Source organism: Bacillus sanguinis, assembly GCF_018332475.1.
GTDB lineage: Bacteria > Bacillota > Bacilli > Bacillales > Bacillaceae_G > Bacillus_A > Bacillus_A sanguinis.
The window spans coordinates 1-24,549 of record NZ_BOQB01000106.1 but is presented as its reverse complement, the minus strand read 5'-3'; the positions used below and the strand labels follow the sequence as shown (position 1 = coordinate 24,549).

Below are 24,549 nucleotides of genomic sequence, written 5' to 3'. Positions count from 1 at the left end.
GATAGCTCCTTTTTCATTTCACTACATTTCGCAAAGTACCAATTCCTTCTACTGTAATGACCACTTCATCACCAGCATGTAAAAACTTCGGTGGTGTGAAACCTTTTCCAACACCAGCCGGCGTTCCTGTTGCGATAATATCTCCAGGTTCTAACGTCATGCCTTTACTTATCGTTGAAATGATTTCTTCTATTGAAAAAATCATTTTATTTGTATTTGAAGTTTGCCTTACTTCCCCATTTACTACCGTTTCAATGCGTAACGCATTTGGCGCACTTACCATTGATTTATGAATTAAATATGGCCCCATCGGACAAAATGTATCAAAACTTTTTCCAAGGAAAAATTGTTTATGCTTCCGTTGAATATCGCGAGCAGTTATATCATTTATAATGGTATAACCAAAAACATGCTCAAGCGCTTTTTCTTTTTTTATTTGTTTCCCTCGCTTACCAATGATGATAGCTAGTTCTCCTTCATAGTCTAGTTCATTCGTTGCGTGGGGATGACTATTAATTTTTTCATCTATCCCTATAACTGTCGTTGGCGCTTTCGTAAAGATCATTATATTTTCTGGAATTGATTCTGCTCCGCCCATTTCTATCGCATGCTCACGATAGTTTTTTCCAACGCATAGAATATTCTTCCTTGGCCTTGGAATTGGTGCTAATATTTTCACCTCAGTTAACGGATAATACGCTGTCCCTTCATTTTCCTTCGCCCAATTTACAATATCACATATTTTTTCAAAGCATTCGATTCCTCTTTCAATACACTCTAACATTGTAATCGGAATCGTAACCTTTTCCCCTTTTTGTCTTTGCGCTTCTCTTAAGTGCAATACCTTTTCTTCCTCTTCCTCCACAATACCTACAAATACCTTTTCATCTTTTTTCGCCGTTACCAAACGCAATATTTCCACTCTCCATCCTAAAACTCATACCCTTTAATTGTATTCGCATCCGTAAGAAAAAAACCTTCTCATGCACGCTAATTTTTACAATATTCTTCTCCTATCCTATTCGTTACTCCTTTAATTTTGGCATAAAATGTAGAAATTTTACTTTTTTTAGCGAAGGTGTTTCTTTTTTATGGGGTTTTTGTATAATATGTACTACATATATACTAAAAATTTCATTTAGAGATGGAGCCGATTTCAATGTTTGAGCAAGCGATTGAAAAAAAACGTGAAAAAATGATTTATTTTGCTGAACGCTACGGAATGACTTCTCAAAAAACAGTAGATTGTAGCCAAGAACTGGACAGGCTCTTAAATGTAATTTGGCATGTACATACGGATTTTCACCCTAATCAAACACTCGATACACACACGCAATAACGTGTGTGTTTCTTTTATTTCAAAAAAACACACATTTTATTGAAAACGCCCATACAATAGTAGAAAAGAAAATTTTAAAAACGAAAGGTGTTTTTTATGCCAGCTATGGTCGGACATATTCGTATCGTCAATATTGGATCAAGTGGTATTTTTCATATTGGAGATGTATTTGCGATTAGGCCTATTAGTTATTCACGTGCTTTTGCGGGGGCCGGCTCTTTTAATGTTGGAGATAACGTTTCTGTCTACAATTATCAAAGCGCAACAACTGTTAATGATTCAGATGTAGTTGACCAAGCGATAATTGGTTCAACTTAGAGGAGGCGATTGTATTGAATTTTTACGTAAACCAAAGCATCATCATTAACAGCATTAGAATTGATAGCATTACAACCTCTTCTGTATTCCAAATTGGTACTGCTGGAAGCATTAAAGCTCTATCTAAATTCTCAAATACTGGCGGATTTACAGAGCCTCTTCGCCCCTTACAGGCGAAAGGACAAATTATTTCTATCAAACCATCAACTAGTTCTTCTTAAGACATCCTCGTCATAAATATATAGCAGGAATATATTTACCCTCCCTATTGAAAAGGAGGTTTCACAAATGAATCAAGATATATATACTTACTTACACCAACTTCAACAAGCTCTTCAAACCCAACAAGCAGCCATCATGAACCTAGAAGATCAAGTGCGCCTATTACAAGAAGAGCTTAACGAATTAAAAAATCGCCCCTCCTCTTCTGTAGGAAAAGTGGAATACAAATTCGATCAATTAAAAGTAGAAAACTTAAATGGTACTTTAAATATTGGTTTAAATCCGTTTTCAGCAAAAGGACAGCAAATTGAGGATTTTCAAGTTGATACAGAAACTTTGAAGGTCAATCCTGAAACTGACACAAATCCAGACTTTTACCAAGGCATCCTTCAAGAAATGCATCGTTACTTAGATGAAGAAGCATATAATCGAATTCTCCATTTTGAACAAGAAGAGAGAACGCCGCTCGATGAAATGTATCGACAAATGATGGTGGATGACATAAAAAAACAGATGGAGCATAGACTTCCTTATTATTTAACACAAGCGCAATCATATGAAGGAATTTCAACAGATCCAGATTATTTACGAGATATCATTATTCAAGCAATGAAACACGATATCGACAAAGCTTTCCTATCTTTTATTCAACACATACCGGGCAATTTCCGAAAGGAGTAAGTATGTATGAATGTTAACGTTGTAAATCGTGAATTAAAAGTCGGACAGATTAAAATGAACGGTGTATCGTCATCCGCACTCTTTTTAATCGGGGATGCAAATCTCCTCATTTTATCTTCTATTCTTGATACACCATTTGAAACTGTTACAGAGGGACCATTTGTACCATTGGTCACAGATGTCCCTCCTACTCCAGGTTAAGGAGACTGAGAAATTATGTTACATCATGTGTCTGTTGTCCAAAATGTCTCTATTATTTCTTTAGGGATTACTGCCGTATTTCAAGTTGGAGACGCAAATCAAATGGAGTTAAAAAGTAGGGCTCTTGCCGTCCACAGGGAAATTCCTTGTTATATAAAGGGCGAAGGTCGCTTAGATGCTTTTGAAATCTTTACAGATGAACACGTCACAATCCCAAAGCGAACGACAGATGTAAAATTAAACATTGTAAATGAATGCCCTTTTATTGAAGTAAACAATGTTGAATTACGATCACTTTTAAATTCTGGTTGCTTTCAAATCGGAAATGTTGATTATGGTTTTAATAATTCTCGTATTATGCAAATCCGCCAATATATTACGGATGAACCTTCTGCTCCATAATTCATATAGTAATTAAAAAGCTTAGTAAAGTAGGTGGAGGGTATGCCTTCTGTTGTTGGAAATCTCGTCGTTCAAAACAGTAATGGTTCTTTCAATTTAGGGGATTTTTATAATGTGTCTCCGAAAGAAAACACGAAAGCGTATAATGGATCCGGAGCTTCCAATGTTGGATTTGTCGTGAATACGTTTAACGGTGTTAGTGCAACAAATACGTTTGATTCTGATGTGGCCGATCAAGATCAGATCGGAACAGCGTAAAAAAAGTAGGAGATATTCTCCTACTTTTTTTCTTTTATCTCATTCAAGATTATCAAAAAAACACTGTTTACTGTTTCATTTTATTTAAATGATAACCCGTTCTCCTCCAAAGCCTTTTTAAGCTTTGGCATAGACGCAGGTCCCATACCGTGCAGTTTTAAAATTTCTTTTTCACTATACTTTGAGAGTTCTTCTATCGTGTGAATTCCATGATGCTCTAGCGCATTTCGTGCTGGTGATGAAAGAAGTGAAAGAAACCCTGTTTTCGGCTTCTTTTCTTTCTCGCAAGTTGGGCAAGTTGGACAATCGCTACTTTTGTAGTATTCATGTCCTTTTTCACACGTTCTTAACGTTTTTTCCGTCGCCATTTTCAAGTCCCTCTATTCTTCAATTTTTACAACATGATTGCCATCAAAGAAGTATAAGCACTTCTCTTTCACAGGATGTTGTAAGCTTTTCTCAAGTGCCTTTGCATATAAAGAAAGCTGCACTTTATATCGATCTTCTAAAATTGGTTTTGCCTGATCGAATCCGCCTGGGAACTTCCCTTCAATCGTATCCGTTTTAAAGTCAATTAAAGTGATGCCGTCTTCCTCTTCAATCAGGCAGTCAATAACCCCTTGGACAAGAATTGATTCTCCACCCTTCCCTTGCCAATCTTGATATGCTTCTTCTGCTGCAAGCATCATCGTAAATGGCACTTCGCGCTCCACACTTTTCGCCGCCAATACTCTTTTACCTAGGTCACTGTCAAAGAATGAAATGACTTTTTCAATTGCTATTTCTTCGGCTTGTTCGAATGTTAATAGTTCTTTATTAACCATGCCACTAATTTGCTCCCGAATCACTTCTTCTGTAATCGGCTTCTTCAAATCAACATGTTGCATGACAGCATGAACTGCTGTACCTCTTTCAGCGTACGTTAATCCTTTTTTCTCCATAAAACGAGGACGCGTTTTAATTGGCGCACGTAGTTTTTTAATAAAGGCATTATCGCTACCTTCTTCAGATTGATAATTTCTCTTTATTTCAGTAACAGATTGCTTCGCACGATGAGATGTCGCTTCCTCATATCCGTACTTCCACATTAATCTGTCATACACTTCATCTTTTCGTTCACTTTGCAGGGGAACAGCTTTTTTCTCACGAAGTGCTTCTAACAATTCTTGTTTTTCTTCTTGAACTGGTTCTGGCGCAAGTAACGTATTACCGTCAACAACTTCTACTTTCCAGCTAGTGTCATACCCATAAATTTCATCTGGAACGCTTCCTTGTCCTAATTCAAGAAGCATTTCACTATCACGGTGTCTATATAATGAAGGGGCAATCCAGTCTAAATAACAAGATGCTCCGGCACGTATGTGGTCTGGTAATAACCATTCACTATGCTCTCTTGCATCAAGCCATTTTTCCATTTCCTTATTTGCATCCTTAACTGTTCCGATTAAAATTAACTTCTCTTTTGCACGAGTTAACGCTACGTATAATACGCGCATTTCTTCCGCGATTAATTCCATTTTCATTTTACGCTTAATTGCTAGTTGTGATAATGTCGTATATTTAATACGTTTACGAGGATCGATAAATTGCGAACCGAAACCGAAGTCTTTATGCAGTAAGAAACGTTTCATTAAGTCTTGTGTATTAAAGCGGCGACCAAGCCCCGCAACAAACACGACTGGGAACTCTAATCCTTTACTTTTATGAATCGTCATAATGCGAACGACATCTTCTTGTTCACCTAAAGCTCTCGCCGTCCCCATATCATCACCGCGTTCTAAAATACGTTCAATAAAACGTAAGAAGCGGAATAATCCTCTAAACGATGTTGCTTCGTATTGTCTTGCACGGTCATATAATACACGCAAGTTTGCTTGCCTTTGCTTTCCGGCTGGTAAACCACCGACAAAGTCGTAATAACCTGTCTCACCGTACACTTTCCAAATTAAATCAGAAAGTGATTGTTGGCGCGCGAATTCACGCCATCCTTGTAGTAAGTTATAGAACCACTCTAATTTATCATGTAGTTCTTTTTCTTCCTCAAGCGGTGCCCCTTTTAAGAATGAGCTCATCACTTCATAAAACGAACCTTTCTTCCCATGAGCACGAAGCGTCGCAAGTTCCTCATCATTTAACCCAACGATTGGTGAACGAAGTACGGCTGCAAGCGGAATATCTTGCATCGGATTATCAATAACGCGGAATACGTTCATCATAATATTTACTTCTGTCGCTTCAAAGTAACCAGTCGCAAGATCAGCGTATACTGGAATTCCTTGCAGCTTTAACTCTTCCATAATTTGCGGCGCCCACGGCATGGAGCGAAGTAAAATAACGAAGTCACGGTATTGTACTTGTCGCATTTCATTCGTTTTGCGATCATAGACTGTATATCCTGAATCAACCATTGCTTTAATGCGCTGTGCCATAAGACGAGCTTCAAGCTGTGCTTTTTCTACTTCAGCACCTTCTTCACCGTCAAGCACTTCTTCTTCCATTTGCTGAATACATAGTAGTTCTGCCGCTACATCCTCACCTTCTGGATAGCTAGCACCTAACTTTAATTCAGCGTCAGCATCGTAATCGATTTCTCCGACTTCTTCCCCCATAATTTGTTTGAAGATAAAGTTCGTACCTGCCAACACTTCATGACGACTACGGAAGTTTTTCGCTAAGTCTATCTTCATGCCGCCGCCTAATCCTTCTTGTGTGAAGCGTTTATACTTTCCTAGGAATAAGCCTGGTTCTGCTAGTCGGAAACGATAAATCGACTGCTTTACGTCACCTACCATGAACAAGTTTCCTTCACTCTCAGAATCTTTCGTTACGAATTTAATAATAGATTCTTGTACGAAGTTCGTATCTTGATATTCATCGACTAGTACTTCAGCAAATTTATTGCGATATTGGAGTGCTACCGCTGATGGCTTCATTTCATCATTTTCACTTTGTTCACTTAAAATTTGCAAACAGAAGTGCTCTAAATCTGTGAAATCAACCATCCCTTTATCACGCTTCATCGCTTGGAAACGCTCTGTAAATACTTTTACAAGTTGAACGAGCTTTTCTAATACAGGGTGCATATCTTGAAAATCTCGTAAGAAACTTTCAGGTTTGCGGCTAAATAACTCTTCTTGTAATTTCTTCACTTCATCTTTCGCTTTATTACGAAGAGAGTCTACTTGTTTTACAACATCCTCGTTGTAATCACTTTTCTTAATACGCTTTAACGTTTGCCATGATACGTTTTGCATCGCTTCATACACGCTTGTCCATGACTCACGAGCTGCTGATGATAACATTCCAAGTAAAGCTGCATCAGCTTGCAAGGTTTCAACGCGAGGCGCCGGGCCATCAGGAAGCATTGCGAGTTCGGTTGCTTTATGAATATGTTGTTCCGCTGTTTCAAGCTGGAATTTCACATCTTCTAATAAGTACGAAGCATACACTAAATCTTCAATTGTCTTTCCTTCCACATCGTATGCTTCCACTAATTTATCGAGCCATTTTTCCGGATTTGGATGCGCTCTTGATTCTGTATGAAGCGCTAAAATCATACGCTGTAAGTCATCATCACTACGATCACTCGTATAACGATCAACGAGTTCAAAGAATATCGTATTCTCTTCAATTCCATACTCCGCTTCTAATATGTCATCTAACACTTCTTCTTTTAATAATTCGTTTTCTGTTTGATTCGCAATACGGAAACGAGGATCAACATCAAGCATGTAATAATATCCTCTAATAACTTGTAAACAAAAGGAATGGATCGTTGAAATAGAAGCTTTATTTAATAAGCTAAGCTGCTTTCTTACGTGCTGAGAGCCTGGCTCATCAATTAATACTTTTTCTAACGCTTCCCCAATTCTGTTTTTCATCTCTTGCGCCGCTGCATTCGTAAATGTTACAACGAGCAGGCGGTCGACATCGACTGGATTTTCCTCACTTATAATCTTTTTAATAATACGTTCAACTAATACTGCTGTTTTCCCTGATCCAGCTGCTGCTGCGACTAAAATATCACGTCCGTTCGCTACAACCGCTTTCCACTGGTCATCTGTCCATTGACTACCTTCTGGTTTTTTAGGCCAATTTTCAATCATTCTCCGCCAACCTCCTCTCTAATTTTCTCCATCGCTTCGCTGTCTTTCATATCTTTTAACGTACGGAATTGATTATCTTCAAGTGATTCATCGAACTGACAAACAGATTTGAAGTTACAGAACGTACATGCCGCTTTATTCCCTTTTTTGTAAGGAGCAATATCGATCACGCCTTCTGTAATGTCTTTTCCGATATTTTCAAACGTATGGTGTACGTATTTTTGCAATACGTTAAACTCTTGTTCACTTGCAATACTTGAACGCGCACTAAAGCTACCGTCTTTTTTCAGACCAGCAGAAATAATATCAGAGCTTCCTGTTGAAAGTTTATTATCCATTAAACGAACAACGTCAGCATCGCCTAGCACGAGTCCTTTCATTTTAAATTTCTTTAAAATTTCTTTCTCAATTTCTGCTTCAGATGCGTCACCTTTCATCTCAACGATTGGGTTATGAATATGGAAGTACAGTACACCAGCCGGTGATGCCGTGCCGCCTTTTTTCATCCACGTATGTGCATTCGAAGTAACAACATCTAAATACGTTAACATTTGAAGTGCTAATCCGTAATACACTTCCGTTAAGTCTAACGCTTTTGAGCTTGATTTATAGTCAATAATACGTAGGAACGTACCACTTTCATCTTCTGCCTTATCAACACGGTCAATACGGCCAACTACTTCCATCTTCACACCATTTGGTAATGAGAATTCCATCGGCGGAAGCGATCCTGTACCGCCCATACCGAATGGCACTTCTAAGTCAACTGGTACGAAACCACTTGATTTCGCGTGCTCACGAAGAATGATTGACGTACGGAAAATGATTTGTTGTAGTTTTTGTTTTAAATAGAAATGACGGTTTGAACTTAATAAAATTTGTCTTTGTAATAACGGTGCAATTTCTTCTATTACTAAAGCAGATAGATGCTCACACTCTTTTATTGATAAATCCGCCCAAGTACGATTTTCACGTAATAGCCTGTCTGCAATTCTCTTCAGCGCTGCATGGAATAATTCACCGATATCTGGCGCATCCAGTTTGAAAATATCACGCTCTCTTAATGATAAACCGTGCTGCGCGAAATGAGCATATGCGCAACGGTTAAATAGTTCCATACGAGAGACGCTTCCTTTTATTTTATCTCCATATAAATCTCTACTTACAACTGTACTTAGCTTTTGCGCACGATTTCGGTAGAATAAACTTGATAATACGCGGCTACTTTTTTGTTTCCATTCATCTGAAGTTACGTAGAAGTTATATACATCCCACCAAAAATCTAAATTCCCTTCAAATCCATATCGCTTCCACGTTTGAAGTTGCTGCATAACATATGACAACGTTACTTCTGGCGTTGCTACGTATGAAATTTGTTCCGAACGTGATAAATCATTTACGTCATTTGTAATAAATGTATCTTTCACATCAGGGAACATTCTTTTTATTTTCTTAATAAAGCTAGACGCAAGTAACGTCTTCCCTTCTTCATCTGCAAGTGGGCATGAAATATATAATTTCTCAGTTGCTCTCGTTACCATTTGATACATAACGAACTGTTCTTCTAATAAAGTTTGTCTCGTCGTTGGTGCTAATTCGATACCTGCAGCGCTAAGAACATCTCTTTCCTCATCAGAAAGCATACCTTCATCCATCGGTGCTGCTGGAATCACACCTTCATTCACGCCAATGACAAATGTTGCTTTCACATTTGATAATCTAGAACGATCAATATTCGCAATCAACACTTGGTCTAATGACGGCGGAATGTTTGCGAATTGAAGCGCCTCAAGACCTGTCGACATAACGTCTGTGAACATAGAAAGTGACATTTTCTCTTCGCCAAGCATCTCAACAAACGTATCAAGAAGACTCATTACTTCTTCCCATACTTGTTCATGATCTGTTGCAAATAAGAAATCTCCGCTCTCTTCTGCACGAATACGTAATGCTTCTAGTTTTTTCGGAACGTCAAGCTCTTCTAAAAATAAGTAAACAGCTTCGCACATTTGCATAACCGTTCCCGCACGCTTCAGTCTTTTTTGCATACGAATAACTGGCGTTCTTACAACGTCGCGTAGTCTATTTATTTTCTCTTCCATTTCACGTTCACTGTCTGTAATCATCCCGTCCGTATCGTCAAGAGAACGATAGCGGCGATACATCCACGGATCTTCAGAAGTCCATCTCTTCCCTTGTACACCGTACGCTAAACAGTAGTTTTCAAACTCATCCATCTCTTCACGCATCGTTTCTTTTCTTACGTCTAATGGATATAAAAGCTCTGTTTTCACGCAGCGAAACACTGCATCATAACGCCAATTCCCACTAATAATCTCGAGTGCAGAACGAATGCATTCTACTAGCGGATGATGTGACATCGGGCGTTTTTCATCGATGAAGTGTGGAATATTATAATCTGTAAATAGCGTTCGCATCACATCGTAATAACTTTCCCCGTTTCGAAGAAGAACCGCGATATCTCGGTAACGATAGTCTTCATCTGCCACAAGTCTACGAATTTCACGGGCAACACCTTCTACTTCAGCTCGTAAATTCGCTGCTGTATGAATCGTTACACTTGCTTCTCCGTGAAACTTTTCATTTGGACGCGCTTCATAATGCGTTTCTAAATGCGCTAATGCTTGCGAATGAAAACGCGGTTGTTCCATAAGTGGAATCGTTTTTTCAATTTCTATCTTCTCTTCACGTGCTACTTGCTTTATTTTTTCATACGTTAACGTCGTTTCATAAAATAAATCTAGTTCATTTACCGGCTGCGCTAACGTTTTTTCATCTAGTGTTAACGTGATTGTAACTCTCGCACCACAAATCATAAGCTGTCTTACAATTTCTAGTTCTTGCGGTGAGAATGAATGAAATCCATCTATATAAATTTCAGCCCCATTTACATATTCAGACTGCGGAAGCTTTTCGACTAGTAATTGCAAGTAATCTTCTGAATCTAAATATTTTCCGATTAAAGCACGCTCAAAATCATCATATAGTAGTTGTAAATCGTACACTTTATTCGCTAATAGCTTTTGCTCGGCACTGCTACTATGCGCATCTAATTGTTGCCACATTTCATATACGTTAGATGGCGTCACGTTGTAACGTTTAAACTCCGCAATCATACTACCAAGATGTTCAAAGAAACCGTTTTGCTCCGCTGCTTTTTGGAACACTGATAATCCATCTTTGCGAGACTCTACAATTTTACGAAGCAACATATGTACACCCGCTTCATCAATGTGAAGACGACTCGCTCCGCCAACTTCTTGCAGTACCTTCCACGCTAATCGTGAAAAACTAAAAACTTGTGCCCGAATAGAACCTCTAACATCCTCACTGCCAATTAACGCCTGCTGCGTTTGGAATGTCATCTGTTCTGGCACAAGATATAATATTGTTTCCCCTCTTGGACGCTGCTTTAACTCTTCTTGCACTTCGTGTAAACAAAGTGTACTTTTTCCACTTCCCGCTCTACCAATCACAAATCGAAGTGACATGTAACCCCACCTTTCACTTACATAACGAACGTTAGTTTGCTACTATAATTGTATTATAGGACACGAAAAAAGACAAACGGCGTAGTTTGTCTTTTTCTATACTTCTACCTATTATATCAACCTTTTGAAAAATTAGTTTGCACCTCTTGAATTGGCCAATATCGTAAATCAACTTTACCGACAACTGTATCAGCTTTTACAAATCCAAAGTGTCTACTATCCCAGCTCCCAAGGCGGTTATCGCCCACTACAAAAATATATCCAGGTGGCACCGATTTTTCTTTCGTTAACTCTTCTAGTTTAAAATCACCTGTTAGTTGTCGTCCATTTATCTCTTTCTTATACGTTTCTAAATAAGGTTCATCCACGAATTGTCCGTTTATATATAATTTATCATGCTTATATTCAATTTGATCTCCGGGTAAACCGATAATTCGTTTTACGTAGTCCTCTTTTTTATTCGCATGAAACACAACAACATCAAACCTGTTCAAGTCCCCTACTTGATAACTCACCTTATTTACAACGAGCATATTGCCATCTTGCAATGTCGGCATCATTGATTTCCCCTCTACAACGTACGTTGAAAAGAAAAACGTTCGAAAAAATACAGCTAATAATACACCAATTAAAATTGTTCGTATCCACTCTATGCCTTCTTTTTTCAAAGTTTTCTTCATCCGCTTCTCCCCTTATCCTTTAATAATGAAGCCTGCATTTATAAAGAAGACTATTCTTACTGTAGTTCTAACTTTACTTCGATTTTCTTACCGACATACCATAAAATAAAAATACCAATTGCTACAATGACTGATTTCACCGGATTATGAATAAATGACATTAAATCATGACCGATATACGTTAAAATAAAAATCATCACAAGCTTTCCGAACGCGAGCGCAAGGCCAAACTGTTTTACACTAATGCGAGATAAACCAGCGACAACATTTATAAGCGCAGATGGTGTAAACGGAAAACAAAATATGACGAAAATCGGCGCAAACCCTTTCCTTTCAATCCATCCCATTGCCTTTCGTACTCTCTCATGCTTATTTACAAAAGAAAAGAAACGACTTCGGCCAAAATGGCGGATTATGAAAAAGACAAGTAAGGCACCCATTACTGATCCAAGCCAAGAATAAAGAAAACCGAGCCAAAATCCAAATGCAACAGCATTTGCCAATACAAATACGATGAGCGGCAATGCCGGAATCAACGCTTCTATCATCGGTAAACCAATACCAAGAAGTGGTCCGAACGCTTTATAGCTTTCAACAATATGATCCATATTTTCTGGTGAAAAATACTCTTTGATTGTCTGAAAATCCATTCTACACTTTACCCCTTTACTCTAAGTACTACCTCTACTGTATCATTGCCTATATGAAAGAGGAAATGGTAGATACGACATATGGAGATGTAATTATTAAGTTTCCATATCTTTCATGAGAATTCCTTCCTTATTATGCTATGATAATCTATCAATATTCGACAAGACGTTTTGCGATTTTGGAAGTGGTCCTTTTGTTCTGATGGCAAATTCCTCGGTAACTGAAATTACATCGGCGATTTTCTGAATATATCGACTTACCAACAAAAACTGACAAAAAAAAAAAGATGGGGATTCCCCCATCCTTTCACATTTCGCCTTCCTTAACAAAATACACTTTCTCATATGCTGGTTTTAATCTAGATTCCTCTTTTTTATCAATTAATTTGAAGGAAGGATTTCCTTGTTTTTTTCTACGATCTTCATATTCAGTACGCAATTTCGCTGTACGATTTTGTTGATTTTCAAAACTACTTTTTGATATTTCTAATTTCACAGCAAGGCCATTTATAAATCTAACAATGACATTTCCATCTTTTAACTCTTTATTACTTTCAATATAAAAATGAGACAACCAAGCGCACTCTTTTCTAGAGTAAGAATAAGTAGGGAAAAAATAAAGTTGATCTGTTGGACTAATCGCAATCGGTGCTTTATGTGTAATATGAGTTAACTCTTTCGTTCCTTCTTTTCTGCCTAAGAAACTAGAGCCGTGCTTGCGGCAACTTCTTTCTATAATATCTAGTGGCTTTTGAAATACGAAAAAAGAATCTTCCATCTCAACAACTCGTGTAACTATTTTCTTTTCACTTAGAATAACAGGAAGTAAGGCCATTGTATTTTTATTTACCACATAGTTTTCGACATAACGTTCTACTTTACTTTCCATATTCTACTGTCTCCTTTTTTCCATTTATATTAGCAGCTGCATATATAATTTTAGCATCTATGAAAAGGAAATGGTTTACAGATTCCTCTTTTTTACAATACTTTATCATTTATCAAACATCTTTTAAATTACTAAATAGTTATATAATGATTTAATAATTTAAAATGATACAAAATCCACTTATACTACCTATAAATATTTACAACTGCTTCCTCATTTTTCATCATTACGACAATTAACTTTGCTATAATTAAAAGAAAAATCCAATATATGGAGGTCCACCATGGAAGAAAAAGAAATGCAACCAACGATTCAAATGAAAAATAGCAGCATTGTGATCGTGAAAAACTCATCCAGCATTATATTCGGGCTATTTTTCATTCTACTATTCTTCACAAAGCCTTTTCGAAAATCGAAATGCCCTGAATGTAAAAAACGCGAAAAGAAAAAGATCGAAAAAGAAGAGTAAAAGGCCTTCCATACCGGAAAGCCTTTTACTCTTCTTCGTCCTCAAAAAAACCGACTATTTTTTCTTCTTCATATTCATATTTTCTTCCAAGATTTTCTGTATCTCTTTCAATTTGTAATAGAACTATATATCGCTCTTCATCTAAAACAAGAGAATGAGATTTCTTCAAATCAATTAACGTCACTTTATCATGTTCATACATTTTCGCATACGCTTTTATCTCTTCAATCGTATTGTGTAAATCTTCGTTACCTCTACGAACATCCAATATTACTTCATTTGTATACTTTTCCATCATATATATTCTCCCCCATATAATTATTGCGCTCGTATATTACAATAACAAAAAAAGGGATGGCAGCAGCCATCCCTTTTTTCCATAATAAACTATAAAATTATAGTTTGATTACGTTTTTAGCTTGAGGTCCACGGTTACCTTCTTCGATTTCGAAGCTAACTTTTTGACCTTCTTCTAAAGATTTGAAACCTTCAGTTTCGATTGCAGAGAAATGTACGAATACATCGTTTTCGCCTGGAACTTCGATGAAACCGAAGCCTTTTTCGTTGTTAAACCATTTTACTTGTCCTGTTACTGCCATGATTATTTCCTCCTAAGAAAATACAAAATTTTATTTTTTTAGTCTTCCTGTCTAAAAAAAGAATCCACACATTATCAAATACGAAACATAAACTAGTTCTCACATACTTTTTCTCGTTCGTTTTCAGCACTTGATAACATATGGATTGCTTAATTTAACTATTCAACTGGGACTATCATAGCACATTAAAATAAAATGTACAATCTTTTTTGAAAATAACTGACAAATTAAATTGATTGTACATTCGTAAATATTTGATTTTAACATATGCGGATTTCATTTTAAAATGAACATACACATCATTTGAATGCGATTATATCCCTTGTTCTGAAGTGTTACAATATAATTATATTGGAGGGGATTATATGTCAAACTACACTAACGAAGAAAAGCTTACAGGGGGCAATGTATCAAATGTGTATCGTTCTGAAAATACTGTTCGGCGAGAATTAAAGCCAGGCAGTGCAAAATTTCATACATTATTACAGCACTTAGAAAACAAAGGGTTTCATCATGCTCCAAAGTTTTTAGGTGTAGATGAAAAAGATAGAGAGATTTTATCTTTTATTGAAGGAGAAGCTGGGAATTATCCTTTGAAAAAATATATGCGATCTAATGATGTGTTAAAAGAAATAGCAAAGATGCTCCGCCTTTATCATGATGCGGTAAGTGATTTTCCGTTATTAAATGAATGGAAACCGATGGATGGTACTCCTAATGACATTGAGGTTGTATGCCACAATGATTTTGCTATATATAACATTATTTTTAATCAAGAAAAACCAGTAGGCATTATTGATTTCGATGTTGCTGCTCCTGGTCCAAGAATTTGGGATATCGCTTATACGCTTTATACTTGTGTCCCTTTAAGTAGAGTGTATTATACAGAATCGGGTGAGGCAGTTCATTATGAATCGGCACAACATGCTGATCGCACGAAAGAAAGAGTGAAATTGTTTGTCCAGTCCTACGGTAAAAGTATGGAAGAAGATTACTTAGGAATGGTGTTACTACGATTAGAAGCTTTATGTACATATATGAAAAGAAAAGCACAAGAAGGCGACGTAAATTTCCAAAGAATGATTGATGAGGGACATTTAGAGCATTATGAAAAAGATATGGAGTTTATTCGTAAGCATAGAGCTGAGTGGATTTAATCATATTATCTTTTTTGTCGGTAAGTCGATATCCTTTGTCGAATCGTTCTGAAAATAACAAGGGGCACCCTTCAAAAAGGGGCCCCTTCCTGTTATTTCGTAAATTGTGCTTCTTCTGTAGATCCTTTTAGCGCTGTCGTTGATGATGTACCGCCTGTAATAACTTGTGCTACTTCATCAAAGTAACCTGTTCCTACTTCGCGTTGGTGACGAGTTGCAGAGTAGCCATGTTTTTCCGCTGCGAACTCTGCTTGTTGTAGTTCAGAGTACGCTGCCATGCCGCGCTCTTTATAGCCACGCGCTAATTCAAACATGCCGTAGTTTAATGAGTGGAATCCAGCTAGTGTTACGAACTGGAACTTATAACCGTAAGATGCGATTTCTTTTTGGAAGCTCGCAATTGTTTTCTCATCTAGTTTTTGTTTCCAGTTGAATGAAGGTGAACAGTTGTATGCTAGCAATTTCCCTGGATGCTCTTTATGAATTGCGTCCGCAAATCGTTTTGCATCTTCTAAATTTGGTTCAGACGTTTCGCACCAAACGAGGTCTGCATAAGGAGCATATGCTAAACCACGTGCAATTGCTTGGTCAAGACCTGCTTTCGTACGGTAGAATCCTTCCGGTGTTCTATCCCCTGTAATAAACGCTTTATCAACAGGATCGATATCACTCGTAATTAAATCAGCTGCATCCGCATCTGTTCTTGCAACAATAATTGTCGGCACTCCCATTACGTCAGCAGCAAGGCGTGCCGAAATTAAATTACGTACCGCTGTTTGCGTCGGTAGTAATACCTTTCCGCCTAAATGACCGCATTTTTTCTCTGAAGATAATTGATCTTCAAAATGCACTCCAGATGCACCTGCTTCAATCATACCTTTCATCAGTTCAAATACGTTTAATTGTCCGCCAAATCCAGCTTCTGCATCTGCTACAATCGGTACAAAATAATCTGTATCATCGCTTCCTTCCATATGCTGAATTTGATCGGCACGTTGAAGCGTTTGATTAATTCGTTTTACTACAGCAGGTACGCTATTCGCTGGATATAAACTTTGGTCTGGATACATATGTCCAGAAAGATTCGCATCAGCTGCTACTTGCCATCCACTTAAATAAATTGCTTTTAGCCCAGCTTTCACTTGTTGCATCGCTTGGTTCCCTGTTAATGCGCCAAGTGCGTTAATGTAATCTTCCGTATGAAGCGATGACCAAAGCTTTTCAGCACCGCGGCGTGCTAACGTATGTTCAATATCAATTGATCCGCGCAGACGAATTACATCTTCTGCCGAATATGGACGTGTGATCCCTTTCCAGCGCGTATCTAATTCCCAGCTCTCTTGTAATTTCTCGATTCTTTCGTTTTTCATATGTTCCATCCCCTTTTCATTTTTTATAAAATTTCATAACCCGGTAATGTTAAAAATGGTACGAATTCATCATTCCGAACGAGATTTGTAAACAACGTTGTCGCCTCTTGAAATCTCCCTTTCTTAAAGGCTTCTTTACCAATCTCTCTTTCTATTTTTGCTAGCTCTTCTTCTTTTAACTCTTCCATCAATTCAAGCGTAATATTACGACCGTCATGTAGCTTTCCGCCTTCATGACGAATCCATTGCCATACTTGTGCCCTAGAAATTTCCGCTGTTGCCGCATCTTCCATTAAGTTATAAATTGGTGCCGCTCCCCGTCCGCTTAACCAAGATGCGATATATTGAATACCTACGCTAATATTCAGACGAAGTCCCTCTTCTGTAATCGTTCCCACTGGTACTTCTAATAACTCCTTTTCTGTAACATGTATTTCTTCACGTTTTCTAAAAATTTGATTCGGTGTTTTCATAATGTGATTAAATACTTCCATCGCAACTGGTACAAGTCCCGGGTGGGCAACCCAAGTCCCGTCATGACCGTCTAAAGCTTCGCGCTCTTTATCTGCACGCACTTTTTCAAAAGCTGCTTCATTCGCTTCTGGATTGTTTTTAATCGGAATTTGTGCTGCCATTCCCCCAATGGCTGGCGCATTACGACGGTGACACGTTTGAATTACTTTCAAAGAATACGCGCGCATAAACGGCGCCGTCATCGTAACTTGCGCTCTATCTGGAAGTAAAAATTCATTATGATTACGGAAACCCTTTAGAAAACTAAAAATATAATCCCATCTTCCGCAATTTAATCCAGCAGAATGATCTTTAAGCTCATACAAAATTTCATCCATTTCAAACGAAGCGTGAATCGTTTCCAGTAATACCGTTGCTTTAATCGTTCCGTTTGGAATACCGATATATTTTTGAGCAAATACGAAAACATCATTCCATAACCTTGCTTCTAAATAGCTTTCCATTTTAGGTAAGTAAAAGTATGGACCGCTTCCTTTTGCTAAAAGAGCTTTCGCATTATGGAAAAAATAAAGTCCGAAATCTACTAAGCTACCAGACATATTTTTCCCATCAACTTGCATATGTTTTTCTTCTAAATGCCATCCTCTTGGACGCACAATTAATACTGCTGTTTTACTATTTAAACGATATTCTTTTCCGTTTTCATTTTTATGTGAAATCGTTCCCTGCACAGCATCTCGTAAGTTTATTTGTCCTTCAATCGCATTTTCCCAAGTTGGTGAATTCGAATCTTCAAAATCTGCCATAAAAAGATGTGCTCCTGAATTTAAAGCATTAATAACCATCTTTCTATCTACTGGTCCAGTAATTTCTACGCGGCGATCCTCTAAATCTTTTGGCAATTTGGCAATTGTCCAATCCGCTTCACGTATGTGCTTTGTTTCTTCTAAAAACTTTGGAAACTCTCCTGTATCAATTCTCTTTTGTTTCTCCGCACGCTTTTGTAAAAGTTCTATGCGGCGCTCATTGAAATTTTCATGTAGTTTCTTTAAAAAAATAAGCGCCTCAGGTGTCAATATTTCGTTGTACGCTGGCAACATTTCTCCGGGCAATGTAACCCGTGAAGTTTGCGTCGACATATTAGCATCCCCTTCTTAAACTGTTTTATAACAGATTTGATTTTATGTTTTATATTATATAACAAATCTTCAGAAAAGGAAGTTTTTTTTGAAAATTTAATCGTTTTTTTATAAAACTGTATTCTTTCACCCGCATTACACACAAAAAAAGGACCAGTGTTATACAACACTGGTCCTTTTTTTATTAAAGCGCTCTAAATAAGAACTGCGCATATTGTTCACGCGTTACTTCCATGTTCGGAGCGAAGTTACCCTCCCCATCTCCTATTGAAATACCATTTGAACCTACTGCATTAATCGCATTTTCTGCCCAATGTCCCTTTGGTACATCTTTAAATCCTGCTGGTCCTTGTACCTTTAATCCAAATGCTCTCGTAAGAACTTGCGCCATTTCTGCACGTGTTAACGTATCTTTTGGTCTGAAGTTCCCTTTCTCGTCACCTGTAAAGATACCGAATTCTGTTACTGCTAATACTTCGAACGGAAACATCGTTGAGTTATCATCAACAATGTCATTATATGGACTTTCTAGTTCCTCATCTTCACCAAATTCTTCATCAAGATCAAGTGCACGATAAATTAAAGCTGCTACTTGTTCACGAGTTACATTATGTCCAAAACCAAACATCCCGTTTCCGTAACCAAGCATAATTTCTTGTTCTGCTAAAGTTTGAATTGCCTCATAAGACCAATGTCCTGCTGGTACATCTTTAAAGATAGCTTGACTTGCTTGTTGTGGCTTTGCAGCTACTTCAGCTTTTGCTGTAGTCCCTTCAGCACTAAATGCTACTCCACCCATAATTGTTAAAGCTGTTGCTACTTTTAGAATTTTTTTCTTCAAAGTACTCTCTCCCTAATCAAAGCTTATTTTTTTCTAATATAAAGAATTAGCAAAAGAGTAACAATACATTTATTCATATAAATATTGTCCAAATTGTGAATCATAATTCACTTACTTCCCTTTACACTTCATTGATAATCAAGGTGATACAACATATTTTTTGTCGTATAAAATAAGTATATAACCGGTCACTTTTCACGCTTATTTTTCTTTCTCCCACTATTTGAGGGCAATAACATCCCCACCCAAAGAAAACGGAGATACGCGGGGTCGATTAAAGATCGACTATCCGTAAAAACACGATTATTTCAAATGATTACTCCACTATAAATAGAAGTATAAAAACACATTATATAGATTAAAAATAAAAAGGAGGAATGTAAAAAATCACATCCCTCCCTTTCATTCATTATATTTATATATTACTTATAATCTACTATTAAGTTAAATAGTTTTTATGTTTTAACTTTAATAGTCTTCATCCTTCAAATTAAAATTAATAACAGCTCTATTTAAAAACGTTGCATATTGCTCGCGTGTTACAACTTTATTCGGTTCAAATTTCCCATTTCCTGTTCCTACTATGACATGATTAGACTGCAATGCACTAATCGCATTTTTTGCCCAATGATTATTTGGTACATCTTTAAATGTATGGTTCTTCTTCACCTCAAATGTAAATGCCCTCGTAAGAATTTGCGCCATTTCTGCACGTGTTACTGGTGCAGCTGGTCTAAAGTTTCCTTTTTCGTCCCCTCTAAAAATACCATGCTCTGTTAATACTAAAATTTCATCTAAAAACATTGTTGCCCTCTCAGAAATATCTTTGTATGGATTTTTTAAAGGTCCTTCTTTTTTCAAATTCAATGTACGATAAAGTACCGCTGCTACTTGTTCTCGTGTTACATTATCTCCCACACCAAACTTACCATTTCCATAACCTAGCATTACTTTATTGTATACAACGTCCATTATATCGTCATATGCCCAGTAATTTACTGGAACATCATCAAACACAATCATTTCTGGATATTCTTCTGCTTTTACGTTTGGAACATTTGTACTTACAAACAAGCCGCCCATAATAGTTACCGTTGCCATTATACGTAACATGTTCTTTTTCATTGCCCTCTCCCCTTTATCTCCATTTGAAAAAACGGAAAATAATAGACTGAAATCCTTTCCAATATTACATATGTTGCCTTCACACCCATTATGCAATATATTACATTTAAAAAATCTATTATTGTGAAAATCACTACTAAAGGAGAGCCAATTCGCTCTCAATTTCAACCTTTATACCGAATTGTACGCAAATCCATTTTCTTTCCTGTATTCATGTAAAGGTGTTTCTATAATATAAATATTCTACTTTTTTTAAAAGAAATCCTTCACATTTTAAAAGTTCATCATCTAGACAAAAAATGCAATTATATCAACTTAACTACAACATACGACAATATTAACCTCTCTATTAATAAAAGCTCATAATGAGCGGAAGATACCTCTTCTACACATTATGAGCTTTCTCTTTCTCTATTCCATTTTCCCTGGAGAATTATCGATTGATCGTTTTAAAAACGTCGCAAATTGCCCGCGTGTAACGAGCATTTCAGGCTCGAACTTACCATCTCCCGTTCCAACCACCACTTTATTAGACTGTAATGCGCTAATTGCATCTCTTGCCCAATGGTTTTTTGGTATATCTGTAAATGTATGCGGGCGCTTTGTTTTCAACTCATACGCTTTCATTAAAATTTGTGATAACTCTGCACGAGTCAGTGTTGCCTTCGGACGGAAATTTCCATTTTCGTCTCCTTTAAAAATACCAAGCTGTGTTAAGTGTAAAATTTCGTAAGAGAACATGGTTGATTTCACACTAATATCTCCATATGGATTCCCAACAGTTGCAGTTCCTCTTACATGAAGTGCGCGATGTAATACTGCCGCCGCTTGTTCACGTGTTATATGATCTTCTACACCAAACTTACCATTTCCATATCCAAACATCATTCGATGATATACTAAATATTTAATATCATCACACGCCCAATGATCTATTGTTACATCATCAAACTCTATCATCTGATCAGATTTTTGGATAACATCTGCATTTGCAGACACACCATTTGCACTTACAAATATTCCTCCCATTAAAGCTAACGATGTTGCGAGCTTTACTAGCTTCTTCATCTCTCCCACCTTCTTTTCCCTTTATTTTCCTACCCCTTATATTTTACAAAAAATAATGAAATTATCAATGGAATGCAGATGAAAATACTTAAAATTCAGAATGTAAATTTTCTTTTATCACTGTTTTTTCTTCCTTCGTTTTTCGAAAAGTAAATGCCATCCCTACAAATATAAGAACAATTCCTACTACTTGCATACTAGTCGGTCTAAAGCCGGTAAAGACTGTATCTAATAGTATTGCAACCGCAGGATCTAAAAACACTAATACCGAAATTAACCTCGTCGATAAATCTCTTAAACTGTCAAAAAATAAGTAATATACAAATCCCGTATGTATAAGCCCTGTCGCTGTGATCATCATCCAGTTCATCTCTGTTAACCCTTGAAACTTGCCAAAATCTACGAATGGTAGCAATAAAAATATGCCTAAAAACGTTTGTAAAAATGTCATCGCATATGCACTCGTATGCTGAATTCCTTTTCCTAATAAAGTGGTAAAAGCATAAAATACAGCTGCGAGAAGTGCCCATACCATTCCAGATGACATCAGTTTTTCAAGCGATAGACTTCCATCTACTCCAGCTACTAAAACGGTACCGATAAAACAAATGACAATGGACATAACCGCAAATACTGTAAGTCTCTCTTTAAATACAATACTACCAATCATTAATACGATAATAGGTGCAAGATGATAAACTGAAATCGCAATTGTAATCGACATCACTTCAAACGCTTTAAATAGAAATACCCAGTTAAAAACGAGAAATACACCGCATGCTAATATTTGCATTACTTCTTTTTTATTCCATTTCTCATTTTTATACTGTCCTGTTACGAGCCAACATAATGCTAAAAATATAGTCGCACAAATGCAACGAACGAATACTAATTCAAAAGACGGTAAACCTGTTTGAACAGAAAAAAATCCAATTGATCCGAAAATAGACATCGAAAGGATCATTTTTATAGCCGGCATTGATTTTTTATTGAACACCCTTTCTCTCCTCCTATAACCTATCTTTTACAAATGAGAAATCTCCAAAACATTACGTATTATTATATATTACAATCGGAAAATTGTAAAAAATTAGAATATAACAAGTGACAGCTGCACAAAATTCCCATAAAAAAATCATCCTTTTTTATATAGGATGATTTTTTATTATTGAGAGGAATTTCTCTATGTTAAAACTTAAATATACTACTACTTTTGAAGAGTAAACTGGGCAACTATTTGTTTTAATTCTCCTGCTGCGTTATGCATATGTTCAATTGAAACCGAAATCTCTTGAACAGATTTTTCTTGTTGTTGAATAGACTCTTTTACCCTATCAGTTCGGTCAGATGATCTTTGGGAAATTTGAGCTATGTCTTCTGCAGAAGCCGAAATCTCCTCACTGCTCGCTGCAATTTCATCTGTAGACATAGATACCGTTTGAATTTGCTCAGATACTTGCTGTACTTTTTCTGTAATTTTTCCAAATACTTTTTCTGTATGTATTACTACTTGTGTACCTGCCTGTACCTCATTATCTACTTTCCCCATCATATCTACGGTATTGCTCGTTGTTCCCATAACTTGAGTAATAAGCTTCTCAATTTGTTTTGCAGAATTACTAGATTGCTCCGCTAATTTCCGCACTTCATCTGCCACGATTGCAAACCCTCTACCACTTTCCCCAGCACGGGCAGCCTCAATTGCGGCATTTAATGCTAATAAGTTAATCTGAGAGGCAATACCTTGCATAACATCAATGATTTTAACAATTTCTTCTGATTGTTCTTTCATAGTCTCTACTTGTTTAACACCGCTATGTACTGAATTTTGGATTATATTCATCTGTTGAATCATTTGTTTCATTAACTTATTACCACTCTCTGCATCTAATGCTGATTGAGCAGACAATTCATTTACAGATGATGATGTATTCACTATACTCTGCATTCCTTGTGTCAACTCTTCCATCGCACCTGCAGTTTGTTCCATTGCTTGCATTTGACTCTCTGCACCATTTGCAACTTCTTCAATATCCATCGTTATTTTCTTCGCCGCACCGTTAGATACTTCTGATGCAGATACCACTCCGTCTGCATGTTGGAATAAAAGCTGAATATTATTATCTACTTCTTTCATATTTGTTCTTAACCCTGTAATCATTTCATTAAAATCACTTACTAATACACCTAATTCATCTTTAGCATTGTACTCACCATGTACAGTTAAATCCCCATTTTTTGCTCTTTCCATCATACGACTAACAGTTTGTAAAGGAGCAACTATAAGCTTACCAATAATATAACTTACTATGCATATAATGATTGTAGTAACTACTACAAGAATGATAAAAGTGAAAACAGATCGATCTATCATTTTTTGAGAATCTTTAAATACTTGATCAGCTAAGTTTGAAACATACGATTCTAGATCTACCGCATATCCAGCTAACTCTACCCCCTTCGGTTTTAATTCCTTCTGAAATTCGTTTACCATTTGTGGCTCGTTTGTTACCTTCGCTTTTTCAAACAAATTTTTATATGCATCTATATAACTTGGTAAAAATTTCTTCATCTTCTGAAACAGTTCATCCTCTTGCTTACTTAAATTAAAGCCATCATCATATTCTTTTAATAAAGACTCATATTTTTTAAGATCCTTTTCAATATTACCAATAATACCTTCTTTATTTGTCCCCTCATTTTGTGACGCTGTAATTAATTCTAGCAAGTTATATTCTAGTGAATTTTGTGTACGAAGCATTCCTTCTAGTAAAATTGCAGAATATTGATAATCATCGACTACAACCTCTGTATCATGCTTAATCTTATTAATAGAATTAATTGCTACGCCGCTCATAATTACCATGCTCAAAACTGCTAATGAAATAAGCGATAATAATTTATATTTCACTTTTAAATTTTGTAAAAAATACATTTTTTCACCTTTATTCCTTTATATATAGATTTTTAGAATTTTATAGCTTATTATTTACAAAATCACAATAAAAAGCAATGATAAATATTCCCAATATAAACGTATATCTCTATA

General features: G+C 36.6%; 25 protein-coding genes and 1 pseudogene. 9 read left to right on the top strand and 17 right to left on the bottom strand.

The window, feature by feature from the left end; genetic code table 11:
* Window positions 1-13 precede the first annotated feature (13 nt).
* Window positions 14-913: a fumarylacetoacetate hydrolase family protein gene (locus tag KI369_RS13400; protein WP_212956268.1), complete on the bottom strand. Its 900-nt coding sequence runs from the start codon at window positions 911-913 to the stop codon at window positions 14-16.
* Window positions 914-1,159: 246 nt separating this feature from the next.
* Between KI369_RS13400 and KI369_RS13395 the strand changes: the two genes are divergently transcribed.
* The 7 genes from KI369_RS13395 (at window position 1,160) to gerPF (ending at window position 3,421) form a co-directional block, all read left to right on the top strand.
* Window positions 1,160-1,339 carry an aspartyl-phosphate phosphatase Spo0E family protein gene (locus tag KI369_RS13395; RefSeq protein WP_000462845.1) on the top strand — a complete coding sequence of 60 codons (180 nt, stop codon included), beginning with the start codon at window positions 1,160-1,162 and terminating at the stop codon, window positions 1,337-1,339.
* Window positions 1,340-1,435: 96 nt separating this feature from the next.
* Window positions 1,436-1,657, top strand: a complete 222-nt coding sequence (gene gerPA, locus KI369_RS13390) for a spore germination protein GerPA (RefSeq protein WP_001111188.1) — start codon at window positions 1,436-1,438, stop codon at window positions 1,655-1,657.
* A gap of 14 nt (window positions 1,658-1,671) precedes the next feature.
* Entirely contained in the window at window positions 1,672-1,878 is a 207-nt protein-coding gene (gerPB, locus tag KI369_RS13385; protein WP_087957704.1) for a spore germination protein GerPB, read from the top strand.
* 67 nt (window positions 1,879-1,945) lie between these two features.
* Entirely contained in the window at window positions 1,946-2,560 is a 615-nt protein-coding gene (gene gerPC, locus KI369_RS13380) for a spore germination protein GerPC (RefSeq protein ID WP_212956267.1), read from the top strand.
* A gap of 6 nt (window positions 2,561-2,566) precedes the next feature.
* A complete protein-coding gene (gene gerPD, locus KI369_RS13375) occupies window positions 2,567-2,761 on the top strand; it encodes a spore germination protein GerPD (protein WP_001102342.1) in 195 nt (64 codons plus the stop codon).
* A gap of 15 nt (window positions 2,762-2,776) precedes the next feature.
* Window positions 2,777-3,163: a spore germination protein GerPE gene (locus tag KI369_RS13370; RefSeq protein WP_087957702.1), complete on the top strand. Its 387-nt coding sequence runs from the start codon at window positions 2,777-2,779 to the stop codon at window positions 3,161-3,163.
* Window positions 3,164-3,205: 42 nt separating this feature from the next.
* Window positions 3,206-3,421, top strand: a complete 216-nt coding sequence (gene gerPF / locus KI369_RS13365; protein WP_001141566.1) for a spore germination protein GerPF — start codon at window positions 3,206-3,208, stop codon at window positions 3,419-3,421.
* An 80-nt stretch (window positions 3,422-3,501) separates the two neighbouring features.
* Here gerPF and KI369_RS13360 read toward each other — a convergent pair whose 3' ends face one another.
* The 6 genes from KI369_RS13360 to KI369_RS13335 all read right to left on the bottom strand — a co-directional run bounded on the left by KI369_RS13360 (window position 3,502) and on the right by KI369_RS13335 (window position 13,258).
* Window positions 3,502-3,789: an RNA polymerase alpha subunit C-terminal domain-containing protein gene (locus tag KI369_RS13360; protein WP_212956266.1), complete on the bottom strand. Its 288-nt coding sequence runs from the start codon at window positions 3,787-3,789 to the stop codon at window positions 3,502-3,504.
* Between the two features lie 12 nt (window positions 3,790-3,801).
* Window positions 3,802-7,527 (bottom strand): helicase-exonuclease AddAB subunit AddA, encoded by a 3,726-nt coding sequence (addA, locus tag KI369_RS13355; protein WP_212956265.1) that lies wholly within the window; start codon window positions 7,525-7,527, stop codon window positions 3,802-3,804.
* Window positions 7,524-11,039 (bottom strand): helicase-exonuclease AddAB subunit AddB, encoded by a 3,516-nt coding sequence (addB, locus tag KI369_RS13350; RefSeq protein WP_212956264.1) that lies wholly within the window; start codon window positions 11,037-11,039, stop codon window positions 7,524-7,526. The genes addA and addB overlap by 4 nt, the downstream gene beginning before the upstream one ends.
* A 116-nt stretch (window positions 11,040-11,155) precedes the next feature.
* Window positions 11,156-11,719, bottom strand: coding sequence for a signal peptidase I (gene lepB / locus KI369_RS13345; RefSeq protein ID WP_048567025.1), 564 nt, complete (start codon window positions 11,717-11,719; stop codon window positions 11,156-11,158).
* Between the two features lie 56 nt (window positions 11,720-11,775).
* On the bottom strand, window positions 11,776-12,369 hold the full coding sequence (locus tag KI369_RS13340) for a TVP38/TMEM64 family protein (RefSeq protein ID WP_043936619.1): 594 nt from the start codon (window positions 12,367-12,369) through the stop codon (window positions 11,776-11,778).
* A 307-nt stretch (window positions 12,370-12,676) separates the two neighbouring features.
* On the bottom strand, window positions 12,677-13,258 hold the full coding sequence (locus tag KI369_RS13335) for a competence protein ComK (protein WP_212956263.1): 582 nt from the start codon (window positions 13,256-13,258) through the stop codon (window positions 12,677-12,679).
* 283 nt (window positions 13,259-13,541) lie between these two features.
* Here KI369_RS13335 and KI369_RS13330 point away from each other — a divergent pair, with 283 nt between their 5' ends.
* Window positions 13,542-13,727, top strand: coding sequence for a hypothetical protein (locus KI369_RS13330; RefSeq protein WP_212956262.1), 186 nt, complete (start codon window positions 13,542-13,544; stop codon window positions 13,725-13,727).
* Between the two features lie 25 nt (window positions 13,728-13,752).
* Here KI369_RS13330 and KI369_RS13325 read toward each other — a convergent pair whose 3' ends face one another.
* Window positions 13,753-14,025 carry a hypothetical protein gene (locus KI369_RS13325; protein ID WP_212956261.1) on the bottom strand — a complete coding sequence of 91 codons (273 nt, stop codon included), beginning with the start codon at window positions 14,023-14,025 and terminating at the stop codon, window positions 13,753-13,755.
* Between the two features lie 97 nt (window positions 14,026-14,122).
* On the bottom strand, window positions 14,123-14,326 hold the full coding sequence (cspA, locus tag KI369_RS13320; protein ID WP_000301522.1) for an RNA chaperone/antiterminator CspA: 204 nt from the start codon (window positions 14,324-14,326) through the stop codon (window positions 14,123-14,125).
* Between the two features lie 365 nt (window positions 14,327-14,691).
* Here cspA and KI369_RS13315 point away from each other — a divergent pair, with 365 nt between their 5' ends.
* Window positions 14,692-15,483, top strand: coding sequence for a phosphotransferase (locus KI369_RS13315; RefSeq protein ID WP_212956260.1), 792 nt, complete (start codon window positions 14,692-14,694; stop codon window positions 15,481-15,483).
* A gap of 92 nt (window positions 15,484-15,575) precedes the next feature.
* On the opposite strand, the gene aceA is transcribed toward KI369_RS13315, so the two are convergent.
* The 8 genes and pseudogenes from aceA to KI369_RS29875 form a co-directional block, all read right to left on the bottom strand.
* Window positions 15,576-16,853 carry an isocitrate lyase gene (gene aceA / locus KI369_RS13310; protein ID WP_144613451.1) on the bottom strand — a complete coding sequence of 426 codons (1,278 nt, stop codon included), beginning with the start codon at window positions 16,851-16,853 and terminating at the stop codon, window positions 15,576-15,578.
* Window positions 16,854-16,876: 23 nt separating this feature from the next.
* Entirely contained in the window at window positions 16,877-18,466 is a 1,590-nt protein-coding gene (aceB, locus tag KI369_RS13305) for a malate synthase A (protein ID WP_212956259.1), read from the bottom strand.
* 184 nt (window positions 18,467-18,650) lie between these two features.
* Window positions 18,651-19,307, bottom strand: a complete 657-nt coding sequence (locus KI369_RS13300; protein ID WP_212956258.1) for an S-layer homology domain-containing protein — start codon at window positions 19,305-19,307, stop codon at window positions 18,651-18,653.
* Window positions 19,308-19,775: 468 nt separating this feature from the next.
* Complete coding sequence (locus KI369_RS13295; RefSeq protein WP_212956257.1) at window positions 19,776-20,432, bottom strand: S-layer homology domain-containing protein; 657 nt, start codon at window positions 20,430-20,432, stop codon at window positions 19,776-19,778.
* A gap of 411 nt (window positions 20,433-20,843) precedes the next feature.
* On the bottom strand, window positions 20,844-21,500 hold the full coding sequence (locus KI369_RS13290) for an S-layer homology domain-containing protein (RefSeq protein ID WP_212956256.1): 657 nt from the start codon (window positions 21,498-21,500) through the stop codon (window positions 20,844-20,846).
* A gap of 88 nt (window positions 21,501-21,588) precedes the next feature.
* Window positions 21,589-22,497: a DMT family transporter gene (locus KI369_RS13285; protein WP_212956255.1), complete on the bottom strand. Its 909-nt coding sequence runs from the start codon at window positions 22,495-22,497 to the stop codon at window positions 21,589-21,591.
* A gap of 210 nt (window positions 22,498-22,707) precedes the next feature.
* Entirely contained in the window at window positions 22,708-23,499 is a 792-nt protein-coding gene (locus tag KI369_RS29880; protein ID WP_413226576.1) for a methyl-accepting chemotaxis protein, read from the bottom strand.
* A 156-nt stretch (window positions 23,500-23,655) separates the two neighbouring features.
* Window positions 23,656-24,435 (bottom strand): annotated as a pseudogene (locus KI369_RS29875) (MCP four helix bundle domain-containing protein); the annotation flags it as partial.
* Window positions 24,436-24,549: the final 114 nt, after the last annotated feature.

Bases quoted from the DNA above. Each gene is read 5' to 3' on its own strand.
- lepB (WP_048567025.1), bottom strand. From the start codon at position 11,719: ATGAAGAAAACTTTGAAAAAAGAAGGCATAGAGTGGATACGAACAATT.
- cspA (WP_000301522.1), bottom strand. From the start codon at position 14,326: ATGGCAGTAACAGGACAAGTAAAATGGTTTAACAACGAAAAAGGCTTC.
- addB (WP_212956264.1), bottom strand. From the start codon at position 11,039: ATGTCACTTCGATTTGTGATTGGTAGAGCGGGAAGTGGAAAAAGTACA.
- KI369_RS13330 (WP_212956262.1), top strand. From the start codon at position 13,542: ATGGAAGAAAAAGAAATGCAACCAACGATTCAAATGAAAAATAGCAGC.
- KI369_RS13325 (WP_212956261.1), bottom strand. From the start codon at position 14,025: ATGATGGAAAAGTATACAAATGAAGTAATATTGGATGTTCGTAGAGGT.
- gerPA (WP_001111188.1), top strand. From the start codon at position 1,436: ATGCCAGCTATGGTCGGACATATTCGTATCGTCAATATTGGATCAAGT.
- aceA (WP_144613451.1), bottom strand. From the start codon at position 16,853: ATGAAAAACGAAAGAATCGAGAAATTACAAGAGAGCTGGGAATTAGAT.
- KI369_RS13360 (WP_212956266.1), bottom strand. From the start codon at position 3,789: ATGGCGACGGAAAAAACGTTAAGAACGTGTGAAAAAGGACATGAATAC.
- KI369_RS13290 (WP_212956256.1), bottom strand. From the start codon at position 21,500: ATGAAGAAGCTAGTAAAGCTCGCAACATCGTTAGCTTTAATGGGAGGA.
- gerPD (WP_001102342.1), top strand. From the start codon at position 2,567: ATGAATGTTAACGTTGTAAATCGTGAATTAAAAGTCGGACAGATTAAA.
- KI369_RS13395 (WP_000462845.1), top strand. From the start codon at position 1,160: ATGTTTGAGCAAGCGATTGAAAAAAAACGTGAAAAAATGATTTATTTT.
- KI369_RS13335 (WP_212956263.1), bottom strand. From the start codon at position 13,258: ATGGAAAGTAAAGTAGAACGTTATGTCGAAAACTATGTGGTAAATAAA.
- KI369_RS13370 (WP_087957702.1), top strand. From the start codon at position 2,777: ATGTTACATCATGTGTCTGTTGTCCAAAATGTCTCTATTATTTCTTTA.
- KI369_RS13340 (WP_043936619.1), bottom strand. From the start codon at position 12,369: ATGGATTTTCAGACAATCAAAGAGTATTTTTCACCAGAAAATATGGAT.
- gerPC (WP_212956267.1), top strand. From the start codon at position 1,946: ATGAATCAAGATATATATACTTACTTACACCAACTTCAACAAGCTCTT.
- addA (WP_212956265.1), bottom strand. From the start codon at position 7,527: ATGATTGAAAATTGGCCTAAAAAACCAGAAGGTAGTCAATGGACAGAT.
- KI369_RS29880 (WP_413226576.1), bottom strand. From the start codon at position 23,499: ATGCAAGCAATGGAACAAACTGCAGGTGCGATGGAAGAGTTGACACAA.
- KI369_RS13315 (WP_212956260.1), top strand. From the start codon at position 14,692: ATGTCAAACTACACTAACGAAGAAAAGCTTACAGGGGGCAATGTATCA.
- gerPF (WP_001141566.1), top strand. From the start codon at position 3,206: ATGCCTTCTGTTGTTGGAAATCTCGTCGTTCAAAACAGTAATGGTTCT.
- KI369_RS13295 (WP_212956257.1), bottom strand. From the start codon at position 20,432: ATGAAAAAGAACATGTTACGTATAATGGCAACGGTAACTATTATGGGC.
- aceB (WP_212956259.1), bottom strand. From the start codon at position 18,466: ATGTCGACGCAAACTTCACGGGTTACATTGCCCGGAGAAATGTTGCCA.